We start from the raw sequence: 12,025 nt of genomic DNA on the forward strand, positions 1-12,025 counted from the left end.
GAGGGGGAGAGCATGTTTAATATTCCAAGTTATCGGCCAGTCTGGCATACAACGGTAGAAGAAATTCAACAGAATCAGTCTTTAATGGAACGCCTACAGGCGCTCAAGCATGGGATTATCCGCGAAGGAATGATCATGTGGGATATATATTATGATGAGCATAATGCAGATGCGCCGTTTTTATTGCAAACGGAACAGGATCAATTGGAGATTTTTTGTTACAAATTTGATGATATGGCGATTAGCTTTAATGAAATTGATTGCAGTCAGGCGTTAGAAGTATTAGAGATAGAGGACTATGGAACATTTACATATGAGTGGAGAAGCTATGCAAGCTTCACAGAGCAGTTTAAAGGAGCGAGTATTCAATCATTAGCAATTGAAGAATATGGTTTTGAAACAATAGTCATCGATAATAAGGATTGTCCAGAACAAAATGGCATAAAGCATTCGGACTGGATATTAAGTGGTCTATATATCGCCACCGACAAGGGTGACTTTTCAGTCTACAATGCTCTGGATGAAACTAGAATTATGTTTGGCGAGCAGTTAGCAGCTGAAATGCTACAAAACGGTACAAAGCTTAGAAGAACACAAGTTTTTTAACGATATAGATCAAAAATCAATAAAATTTAGCGCGCAATTGCAGTCATTTTGCCAAAACAGCGATACACTTCATTCTAACAAACCATACACCTACCCATAACCAACGATACACTTATCTGCAATAATTCCCACTAGCGCTCCCCTGCAAACTATGCTACACTAAACATCCTTTGTTCCGAAATGCATCGAACCGATGATGCGCACGGATAACTTTATGGCTCAAACTATAAACAAAGCGCAAACATATGAAAAGTACATTCAACACTCCATCACCTTCATGGTCTTGGAGCGGACTGGGTGTGCTTTTTGCTCGTTATTTGAGGGACAGAGGACACATAACGATGTTCTTAGGAGGTAACTGAAATGGACAAGGATTTTCAAAGTGCCTATCAAGAAGAGCACAGCAAGCTGCTGCTCACGCTGGAAGAGGTAGACGCGCAGCTCAAGCGGCTGACGGACATTCCGGTCTATACCGGACATGATTTCACCGAGCAGGTGCTGGAGACAGGGCGCGAGCAGCAGCGGCAGACACTCACGAAGAGTGCAAGAGAGCCTTACTTTGGCAGACTCGACTTTGCGGAAGGCGAGCAGGGCGAACGTCGCCCGCTGTATATCGGCAAGGTGGGTGTGGGCAAAACCGAGATTGATGAAGAACCACTCGTCGTTGACTGGCGAGCACCCGTAGCGAGCTTATTTTACTCGTTCACCGGTGGGGAAGAGATCGCCGAGTACGAAGCACCGGAAGGGATCGTACAGGGGCTTGTATTCCTCAAGCGTAACTTGGTCATTCGACAACGAATGCTGGAACGACTTGCGGATACGTATGATCGTGAAAGTAGCGAGCCTGTCGTGACCGATGAATTTCTCGTATATCGATTAGGCGAAAATAAAGATAACAAACTGCGGGATATCGTATCCACGATTCAGGCAGAGCAGGATCGTATTATCCGTGCAGCCAAAAATACGGCGCTAATCATTCAGGGCGTTGCCGGTAGTGGTAAAACGACGGTAGCGCTTCATCGTCTTGCCTTCCTGCTGTATCAGTATCAGGAGCAGGTATCGGCAGAGCGTATGATTATTTTTGCACCGAACCATATGTTTTTAGATTATATTTCCGAAGTATTGCCAGAGCTTGGTGTGGGCGATATTCAGCAAAGCACCTTTGCTGATTGGGCGCAGCAGCTACTGGAAAGCGATATTCGTCTTGTACCTCAGTCAGAAACGTATGAGGAATGGTTCGAGACGACCACACGCCCGGACGTTAGCGATGCTACGCCATCGCGGTATAAAGGGTCGCTGGCATTTATGGAGCTATTACAGCAATATGTCGGCCTGCTGGAGCAGCATTCGGTGCCAGAGCAAGAATTTAGTCCATGGGATGGCAAGGTGCTGACGAGAGAGCAGATTCTGGAATGGTACAATGTCGAGTATCGTCCGTATCCGCTGGCACGGCGCAAGGAACGGGTGCTTGCAAGGCTGCATCGCTGGATTGAGATGGAGCTGAAGCAAGCACCATCCGAGGCGATTCGTAAGGAACGCCGCAAAAAGGCAGCACAGCGTGAAAAATCATATGCCGCCAAGTGGCCACGCTACGAACCAATCGCACTGTACAAGCAATTGTTCAAAGCAGGCAAAAGCGCTGTCACCGCAGAGCAGCTAGAAGAGATCTGGTCGCAATTGCCAGCAGGCATGCTCAAGGCAGTCTCGGCTGAGCTGAAAAAAGATCGTATTCGCGATGAAGACCTGCCTGCACTCGTATATATTCATACGCTTCTGCATGAGATGGACAGCAAGCATCGCTTTGACCATGTGGTGATTGACGAAGCGCAGGACTTTTCACCATTTCATGTTGCCTTGCTGAATCAGTATGTACGTGGAGGCTCATTTACGATTCTTGGCGATCTGTCGCAGGGCATTCACGCGTATCGTGGTGTGCATGACTGGCAGGAGATGAGCAGTCTGTTCAATAGCGAGCAGACGGATTATTTCCCACTGACACGAAGCTATCGTTCTACGATGGAGATTATTGAATTTGCGAATATTATTCTGGAGCATGGCGTACGCAATGGGATTACAGCGGTGCCTGTCTTCCGTAGTGGTGACCCGGTGCGTTTATTAGAATGCCCTGCTCCGCAGCGAGTAGAGATGATCGCCCAGCACTGGCAGGAGCTACAAGCGAAGGAGTTCCGTACAAGCGCAATTCTGACACGTACACTGCATGAAGCAAGGGAATTACATGAGCAGCTAACCGCCGTTGGACTTGATCTGCATCTGATCGACGGTGGTAAAGCAACGTATCAGGGTGGACATTCTATTTTACCAGTGTACCTGTCAAAAGGGCTGGAGTTCGATGCGGTGCTTCTGACGGATGTGGATCAAGCTCATTATCACAATGATCCGTGGGATGCGCGACTACTGTATGTTGGCTGCACGCGTGCGCTGCATGAGCTGTGGTTACTATGTGGAGAGACGTTACCGGATTATGTCCGTCAGCCGCAACTGGAATCAGTAGAGGCATAATGATGCGATAAATGAGTGGATGCAAATAGATGCTTCAAGCGTTGTGATGCTGGTATGCCACCACGTATAGCATGCGACATGATGGTAAATGTAATTTAAAAGCCATATATCTCATAACGATGACAACATAACGAATCAACCTACAGTACAAGATCGTACATGAGATCATATGACTAGCTCTGCAAAGAAGCTTTTCTGTCCTGTATACTCTAACAGCACGGTGCTTCGTCTGACCTTCCTATGGAAACAGATGAAGCCTATACGCTGATAACGGTATATAGACAGAAGGCTTCTTTCTTTTTCAATCGAAGCGTAGAGTGGTAAAATAGGAAAGGCAGATTGTAAAGCCTTCACGATTATGGAAGCAACATGATAATACACACCGTGCACTTGCCGGATATGATAAAAGGACGTGATTCCATGGACCTGTTCTCCTTTAACGAACAAAATAATACGGCTGCGGATGGTATGGGCGTGCTTGCCGATCGGATGCGTCCGCAGTCGCTGGATGAGTATATCGGGCAGGAGGATATCGTTGGTCCTGGTAAGCTGTTACGCCGAGCGATTGAGGCGGATCAAGTATCCTCGATTATTTTATATGGGCCACCTGGATGTGGGAAAACGACGCTCGCGCATATTATTTCCCGTCATACGAAGGGAGAGTTTGTACGTCTGAATGCGGTCGATGCGACAGTCAAGGATGTGCGTGAGGTCATTGAGCGTGCTGGAACGAACAAATCGTTATATGGTACGAAGACGATTTTATTTTTAGATGAGGTGCATCGCTTTAATAGCTCCAGGCAGGACGCATTGCTGCCAGCGGTGGAGAAGGGCACGATTATTTTTATCGGTGCAACAACAGAGAATCCATTTCATTATGTAAATGGTGCCTTGATGAGTCGTTCTACCTTATTCCAATTGCATTCGCTCGGTCGGGAGCATTCGTTAATTGCAATGCGTCGCGCACTGGATGATGCGGAGCGTGGACTAGGCTTTATGCAGCTACAGACCGACGATGCTGCGCTGGAGCATATCGCATCGATGGCAAATGGAGACGTTCGGCGTGCACTAAACGCGTTAGAGCTAGCTGCGCTTACGACACCACCGCAGGAGGATGGTACGATCCATATTACGCTGGAGGTGGCAGAGGAATCGATTCGCCGCCCAATTGTACGTGCGGATGAGTCAACTCAGTACGATGTGCTATCTGCTTTTCATAAAAGTATTCGCGGCTCCAGTGATGCTGCATTGTTCTGGTTCCTGTATGCGGTGGAGAAGCTGGGCATGGATCCGATGACATTCATTCGACGCTTAATCGCGGCGAGTAGTGAGGATATTGGACTAGCAAATCCACAGGCGATGGTACAGGCACTGGGCGCGCTCGATGCGTATCGTACGAATGGTTGGCCAGAAGCGAAGCTGAATATCGCGCAAGCGATTCTGTTTGCAGTCGAAAGTCCGAAGTCGAATGCGGTATATACCGCTATTTCAAGAGCGATGTCGGCGATGGATGACGTCAAGTCGGCAGAGGTGCCATTACATCTGCGCGATACGCATTATAAAGGCTCCGCGCAGCTTGGACATGAGGGCTACCAGTACCCGCATAATTTCCCGAACCATTATGTAGAGCAGGAATACTTACCCAAAAACCTATCAGGACGCGTCTTCTACAAAGCGACCGAGCAGGGCAATGAATCGAAGATCAAGCTCAATCAGGAGCGGAGACGTGGGAAGAATTAAGGGAATAGTGTGGGGTGCATGAGGCACAACAGACACAACAGTATCCATTTAATACAGTGTCCCGATATAAAAATATACAATAAACCAGATGCTTCTATAGAAACAAATGACAAATTCTATGTTTCTATAGGTGGCGGCAAAGCTTGGCATGAACCCGATATGGTGTACTAGCTAAGCATCTATATACAGAAATATCTAAAAACTCCACACATGCCGAAAAGCCCGACATCTTCTACGTGAATCCGATTCACATCGAAACGTCGGGCTTTTGCTTATACTACGCGCTGAATAATAAAGTACCTCGTTCTTAGCTACCTCTTTTTTATCGTCTTCTTTCTACTTTTCGGAGCGCGATGCCAGCCATACACCTGCAAGTGAACAAACGCTTTACTGAGCAAATGACTCACAATATACAGAATGATCATCACGATGAGCAGTGGACGGAATAGCAGCCATGAAACGAACCAGATCAGCAGCAATTGCCAGCGTTTTAGCTTGCGTAAAAATAACGGTAACGTGAAAATACGATAAAACCAGTAGTTCTTTTGCAGCGCCTCCATATATTCGGTACGAATCTGCTCATTGTTTGGCGCTAGCCGAATCGCTTGCTCCATCATCTGTTTGGCGGTTTTGGCATCGCCGCGTCGTTCTGCCGCCCAGCCCAGATACATAAAGGTTTGCGGCTGCTCCAGATCATATTGTAATGCTTCCATCGCGACTTCCTGCGAAGCTTGCTTCTGATTCATATTCGCTAACACATAGCTATACAACGCTAGATAGAGTCCGCTACTTGGCAATATGCGTAGCGCTTCCTTGACCTGCTCAGCTGCCTCTTGAAATTTACCCTTCGTATTGTACATATTGCCCATCAGATAATACATATGCGCGCGATAAGGATTAATACGCAGCACTTCTTCTACCGCAGGCTGCATCAGCTCCCAATTGTGCTGGTCATAATAAACGAAAGCACGAATCGACCACGCATCCTCATTATCCGGCTCCATACGCAGCGCCTGAGCTGTCATTTCCAGCGATTGGTCGAGCTCTTCCATACTCATATATATGGTTGCTAGCGCATTATAAGGTTCAGGCTCTTCTGGCGCCTCGCGCAGCCATTCGCCCGCTTCGCGCAACGCCTCGTCATAACGCTCCCATTGCAAAAGACGATCAATCCGTTCCGACCGAAGGCCAGACAGATCAGGCTCGTTCGTATAATTACTCATAAGCGGCTCCTCTGATCATAAAATAGCTACCGAATCATTGATCCTATACGTAGAACAACGATTCGGCAGCATCGACTAGCGGATTTTATGCTTTTTAATATAATCGAGCACGGCAGTGTATTCCCCGTTTGTATCGCTAAATGTTGCATAGTTACGCGCTGTAGCGAACCATTCGGTTGTAGACGGCTGACGCGTTTTGAGTGCACGATTGAAATCCAAATCTGTCAACGGCTGAATCTCTCCTGTTTCCATCGCTCGCTCCAGTGCAATTTCAATCGTATCGCGTACAAGCTGCTCCAGATCAGCTCCGGAAAAGAGCGCAGTATTCGCGGCGAGCTTTTTAAAATTGATCGAATCGGCAGGCTTATCGCGTAGCTTCAGATCGAGAATCGTGCTGCGCTCAGACTCCTCTGGTGGTGAGACGAACAGCAGATTGTTGAACCGTCCTGGTCGACGTAGCGCCGAGTCCAGATACCACGGCGTATTCGTAGCTCCAATAATAAATACATTTTCATTAAAGCTCGCTAATCCATCTAATTCCAGCAGCAGCTGGTTCACCAGCATTCGATCATGATGCTGACGCATATTGTGACGACTGCCGCCGAGCGCATCCAGCTCATCGATAAAGAGAACGCAAGGCGATTCTGCGCGAGCCTTTTCAAATACATCATGCAAATTATGCTCACTACCGCCTACATACATGGACAGGATCGCCTGTAATTCCAGATGCAAAAAGCTAGCATTAATCTCGCCTGCTACCGCGCGCGCAAGAAACGTTTTTCCGCAGCCCGGCGGCCCATAAAGTAGAATCGAGCCGCCTGCCTGCTTACCATAGGCAGCGAATAGCTCGGGCTGCTTGAGTGGCAAAATAAAGTTCATACGAATTTTCTTTTTAATGTCTTCCATACCGCCCACATCGTCAAATGTGATAACCGGCTTTTCCAGCTCAACTAGATCGTTGGAATCTTTATCAAATTGAATCACTTTTAGATTTTTGCGGCGTTGTTCATGATCATCGCTCATTGTACACCACTCCATATGTAGATTTGCCTTGCTGTACTTGCTAATGTAGTAACATCATAACTCATACGGAGTTATCTGCACCACTATCGATTTCCCTTTTCTACTATATAGATGAAGATAGCGAGATAGATCGTGAGTGTGAAGGAGTAGAGGGATTGATGTACACATATTTACACATCGAACCGGATAAAGTATGATAGGAATAACGTAATCGGCGATGGAGTTCGCCATAAACCGCTGACATCAGCTAATGACTCCTACCTGTAAGCATGGGCGATCCATGTTTTGTTCAGGTAGGAGTTTTTTGTGCGTTAGAGGTGAAGATAACGATCGGGATTTATAGTTGTACATTCCTGATCGATCCGTATCATTTGAGAACGAGAACGAAGAAGAGGAAGTGGACTTATGCTATATGTACTGGTAGCTCTGGCTGGTGTTGTAGGTGCTGTATGTCGTTATCTGATTGGAATGCTAATCCCCAGTCACGGATTTCCATTAGCAACATTGGTGCTCAATCTGACTGGATGCTTTCTACTGGCAATTGTGATGCGTTATCTCGCACGTCTGCCGCGTGTATCCTCTAATATGGTTACTGTGATCGGAACGGGCTTTGTCGGCTCATATACGACCTTTTCCACTTTCAGTCTGGAAAGTATTCAGCTCATCGAACGCCAAATGTATATCACAGCCTTGCTATACATCGGAGCAAGTCTGATCGGTGGTCTGCTCTTTACATGGCTCGGCTTTGTATGCAGTGAACGCCTGTTAGCTCGAAAGGAGGCACGTGCTAATGCTCGTTAATATTGGATTTGTTGCACTCGGCGCTGTATTTGGCGTGCTGGCGCGCTTTCTATTTTCTCGTTGGATGAAAAAGCGCTGGCCAATGGATTTCCCACTGGCAACGCTACTTATTAACCTGAGCGGATCATTCCTGCTCGGCATGCTTGTCGGCTCTGGAGCAGGTAGTCAGTGGCAGTTATTAATTGGGACAGGCTTTATGGGTAGCTATACGACTTTCTCTACCTTCAAGCTGGAAAATATAGAGCTACATTTAAAGCAGCAGCATAAGGTACTGATTGGCTATTTGTGCCTTTCTTATGCAGGTGGGATCGTGCTTGCAGGCGTGGGGCTCTGGCTGGGGCATGAGATGAGCGCGATACGTTAACACGTTCCAATATCAAATCGGATTTTGCTGAGGTTATGAAACCTGGATCTGCATCGAGTTCTCAGCTCATTAGTGCTGTGCCACATCAAATAATGTAACGAAAGTACGGGTAGTAACAAGAATCATTGCACGCACATTTAATGTATGGAAATGTAATCTATGGAAATTCATTATATCAAAATTTTATAAGAAGCTATTTTACTCATCACGTATGTAAGCCATGCCTGATAAAAATAAAACCAAAAGCTCTTCTATGTATACCCGTCTATCCCCCTATAAAAGATATAACGGATCATAAAAGAGCTTTTGGCTTATTAACCCTGATTAAGCAATAGTAGTATCGGTATGCGGAGTAGCAGTTTGCCAGATGTCACGTAGTGACCAGCATGTCCATTCCTGAACCCGCGCCTGTCCGCCCGTTGCAGTCAGTTCCATACTGGCGCAATTTCCCTGCGGGTAGATACGGCTCGTCAATGTTGCTTGTCCATCATTTGCAAATACTTCGATTGAAGAACGATCGACAAAAATACGTAATGTCAACAATGCATCCTTTGCCAATGACGCTGTTCGAATGCCATCCTGCGGTTTACCGGATTGCGAAGCATCCAGGATTAGCTTTTCATTTGCAATATCATACATAATGACCGTTTGATCACTGGCATCGCTATGCAGTGTCAAACTTACTTTATCCGCGTCACTGTTGTTCAAATCGAACACAGCGCGAATTTCCAGCAATGATTCGGTTATATTCGTGCTATAAGAATCAGTCACTGTAAAGGATTCACCCAGCGAAAATTGTTCCTGACGAAGAAGCTTCGTTTCTTCAACCGGATTCATCAGTAGTCGTCCACTGGAATCCAAGTTCAGCACACGCGGCAATGTTAATGCCCCTGCCCATCCATGCGCTTTGGTCGGCATATCCGATTCCCACATATCCATCCAGCCGATTGCAATACGGCGACCTTGATCATCCAGCAACGTTTGTACCGCATAAAAATCATGACCATGATCCAGTTCATGGAATTCGCCATGCTGAAAATCATTTGCGTCATAATTATAATCACCGATCAGGTAGCCCGTTTGGAACAGATTGAGATAGCGATCCTCCTTGCGCTCGATGCCTTGAGGAGAGATCAGCAGCACATGCCGACCGTCCAGCTCGAAGAAGTCCGGACATTCCCACATAAAGCCAAGCGTACCATCGCTTTCAGCAAGAATGCCATCATACGTCCATTGTCGTAAATCAGAAGAGTGATAGCGAATAACGCGTCCATGCCCATCCTTGGTCGCATTACCAAGCACCATATACCATGTATCGCCATGCTTCCATACTTTAGGATCACGGAAATGGTGGGCGCTATCTGCTGGCGGCTCTGCGATGACCGGATTGGCTTCGTATTTGTGGAAATGAATGCCGTCGTGGCTGAATGCAATATTTTGATTTTGCGTGAATAGGTCTTTTTCCCGATCGGTATAGTGATGACCCGTATAGACCAGCGTCAGCACGCCGTCATCGTCGACAGCACTACCGGAAAAGCAGCCGTCCCTGTCGCATTCATCACCCGGTGCAAGCGCGATCGGACAGTGCTCCCAATGAATCAAATCCTTACTTTTTACATGCCCCCAGTGCATCGGACCCCAATGCTCGTCATACGGATGGTGCTGATAAAAGACATGATATTCTCCGTTAAACTGAATCATCCCATTCGGATCGTTGATCCAGTTGGCAGGAGCAGCAATATGGTAACCAGGGCGATACTGCGGGTTAATTTTCTCTCCAGCAAGCTGAAGTGCCTGAGCGGCATGGTGTAGGGAATGTAAAGTAGACAATGAATTTCCTCCTTCAAAATATGCAATATAACTTCATGATGTGATCATCTCGCGAAAGGTTGACCGGACCCACTCATGATCGGAACAATTCACGATAGCATAACCGAACCACCTGACAACTCTGTCATAAAATCTTATTGTTGTACAATCTCAGACGATGACCCCGCGATATGCACGAATGCGAGATTGCTTTGCTGAACGCTCCAGACAATTGCGCTTACGTTAATGGCTGTGTCGTTTCAAGCGGTTGATTGAGTTTAGACGCTTTCTGCTTGTCATTAAACAAAGTGAAAATGGAGATAACCGTAAATAGCAGCACCAGTGCGCCCATAATCAAATACGTATGACGGAAGCCCATATCATCGTACAATGAACCGGCAATCGGTGATAATACCGCCTGCCCGACCTGAGAAGCGAATTGAAAGCCGACAAGGTATAGGATCGAGGATAGACGTGTATCAAAATGCGCTGCCAGGTATTTGAAAATAGCGATTAGCATAATTGGCAACTCCAGTGCATGGATCAGCTTGACAGCAGAAATGCCGATCGGCTCAAATACAAGTCCAGAACCGATAATGCGCAGCGCCATCAGCAGCCCGGCGAGAATAAGCGACTTTTTTGCCCCCAGCTTGTTCACGATAAATGGAGCCATAAACATCATGCCGGCTTCTAAAAACACCTGAAATGAATTCAAGTAACCATATACTTGATTGCCCAGCGCATGGGTAGGGAACAACGATGAATAATAGATTGGAAATTGCTGATCATACACACCATAGACGCAAGCGACACCGACTACATACAGAATGAAATACCAGAATGGACGAAGGGTGAACAGTGTGCCTATATCTTTGATTTTGACAGAAGCAGCTTTTTCTAACTCATTTTCTGTCACCTGAATGCGAAGCGATAGGATAATACCGACCAGCACAACCGCAGAGAGCGATGAAATCCAGAAATTGATGTTCGGATTCAGATTGAACAATTGTCCGGCAAAGAATGTAGCAGCAGCCCAGCCAAGCGAACCCCACATGCGGGAACGTCCGTATTCAAATCCGTACTTGCGACTTACTTTTTCTACATACGTCTCGATCGCTCCAACTCCGGCAAGAAAGCCCACGCTCAAAAACAATCCACCCACAATCGCGCCAAGCCATACATTCACCTGGAGCAACGGCCCATACACAAACACAAAGAACGGACCTGTAAATACAAGTAATAAGCTAATAAACAACAAAATATTGCGCTTTAACCCGATTTTGTCGGAAATGTAACCATAAAGCGGTTGCGCACATAATGCGAATATAGCGTTTACAGAAAAAATAAGCCCGGTTTGCGTCCCTGTCAGCTTCATCTCCTGACCAAGCCAGATCGAGAACAATGAATAGCTGGACGACCAGCATACGAAAAAGAAGAAAAAGTAAAGGCTGAGCTTCCAGTACAAACTTTTGGATACGCACATATTATTCGCTCCTTCATTCATGTAAGTGCTTTCTTTGAGTCGAATTATATGTCAACCGCTTTCATATGTCAACCGCTTGCATACAAGGGTCAGAAGAAAGATGATGTTTGAAGTTGTGCTTAGTAGACCTGAATACAAGCTCATGTATACGAAAATAGCTAATTGCATTAGGATGAGTACACAAGCCTGATATGGCTGTGTTATGGCATACACCACTCCGGGAAGGAATAAGGGGATGGACTCCGTCTCGCACAGGAATCTAAGGATTAGGAGAGAGTTGTAGATTCCCGTGCTCAAAAGTCGTCCATTCCCCTTATTTCGTTCCCTCCGTTCTGTGAGGTTCGCACCATACTCATTTGCATATATCTTCTAAGTTCATTTGTATAAGTTTGACTATATTTATTTTGGCAATGCAAATATCAAAAAGCACTTCCAAAAGCTCAGCCTGTCAGTACA

The 12,025-nt window shown here is 46.4% G+C and carries 9 protein-coding genes and 1 riboswitch; of the genes, 5 read left to right on the plus strand and 4 right to left on the minus strand.

Annotated elements, in window-relative coordinates; all coding sequences use genetic code 11:
• The first annotated feature begins 12 nt into the window (after positions 1–12).
• The 3 genes from SK066_RS06270 (at position 13) to SK066_RS06280 (ending at position 4,866) form a co-directional block, all read left to right on the plus strand.
• A complete protein-coding gene (locus SK066_RS06270; RefSeq protein ID WP_320544039.1) occupies positions 13–606 on the plus strand; it encodes a hypothetical protein in 594 nt (197 codons plus the stop codon).
• A gap of 363 nt (positions 607–969) precedes the next feature.
• Positions 970–3,126 carry a HelD family protein gene (locus SK066_RS06275; RefSeq protein ID WP_320544040.1) on the plus strand — a complete coding sequence of 719 codons (2,157 nt, stop codon included), beginning with the start codon at positions 970–972 and terminating at the stop codon, positions 3,124–3,126.
• 420 nt (positions 3,127–3,546) lie between these two features.
• Positions 3,547–4,866 carry a replication-associated recombination protein A gene (locus tag SK066_RS06280; protein WP_320544041.1) on the plus strand — a complete coding sequence of 440 codons (1,320 nt, stop codon included), beginning with the start codon at positions 3,547–3,549 and terminating at the stop codon, positions 4,864–4,866.
• Positions 4,867–5,177: 311 nt separating this feature from the next.
• Here the strand turns inward: SK066_RS06280 and SK066_RS06285 are convergent, their stop codons facing one another.
• Together SK066_RS06285 and SK066_RS06290 are read right to left on the minus strand one after the other, a co-directional pair.
• Complete coding sequence (locus SK066_RS06285; protein ID WP_320544042.1) at positions 5,178–6,089, minus strand: tetratricopeptide repeat protein; 912 nt, start codon at positions 6,087–6,089, stop codon at positions 5,178–5,180.
• A 75-nt stretch (positions 6,090–6,164) separates the two neighbouring features.
• A complete protein-coding gene (locus SK066_RS06290; RefSeq protein WP_250344664.1) occupies positions 6,165–7,112 on the minus strand; it encodes an ATP-binding protein in 948 nt (315 codons plus the stop codon).
• A 204-nt stretch (positions 7,113–7,316) separates the two neighbouring features.
• Positions 7,317–7,379, plus strand: a riboswitch (Fluoride riboswitch).
• Between the two features lie 138 nt (positions 7,380–7,517).
• Here SK066_RS06290 and crcB (SK066_RS06295) point away from each other — a divergent pair.
• Both crcB (SK066_RS06295) and crcB (SK066_RS06300) read left to right on the plus strand, forming a co-directional pair.
• Positions 7,518–7,913 (plus strand): fluoride efflux transporter CrcB, encoded by a 396-nt coding sequence (crcB, locus tag SK066_RS06295; RefSeq protein WP_320544043.1) that lies wholly within the window; start codon positions 7,518–7,520, stop codon positions 7,911–7,913.
• A complete protein-coding gene (gene crcB, locus SK066_RS06300) occupies positions 7,903–8,277 on the plus strand; it encodes a fluoride efflux transporter CrcB (protein WP_320544044.1) in 375 nt (124 codons plus the stop codon). The genes crcB (SK066_RS06295) and crcB (SK066_RS06300) overlap by 11 nt, the downstream gene beginning before the upstream one ends.
• Before the next feature lie 324 nt (positions 8,278–8,601).
• Here crcB (SK066_RS06300) and SK066_RS06305 read toward each other — a convergent pair whose 3' ends face one another.
• Both SK066_RS06305 and SK066_RS06310 read right to left on the minus strand, forming a co-directional pair.
• Positions 8,602–10,107: a glycoside hydrolase family 32 protein gene (locus tag SK066_RS06305; RefSeq protein ID WP_320544045.1), complete on the minus strand. Its 1,506-nt coding sequence runs from the start codon at positions 10,105–10,107 to the stop codon at positions 8,602–8,604.
• Positions 10,108–10,324: 217 nt separating this feature from the next.
• Positions 10,325–11,569, minus strand: coding sequence for an MFS transporter (locus tag SK066_RS06310; RefSeq protein WP_320544046.1), 1,245 nt, complete (start codon positions 11,567–11,569; stop codon positions 10,325–10,327).
• Positions 11,570–12,025 lie beyond the last annotated feature (456 nt).

This window comes from Paenibacillus hunanensis (assembly GCF_034055775.1).
In the GTDB taxonomy this organism is placed as follows: Bacteria; Bacillota; Bacilli; order Paenibacillales; family Paenibacillaceae; genus Saccharibacillus; species Saccharibacillus hunanensis.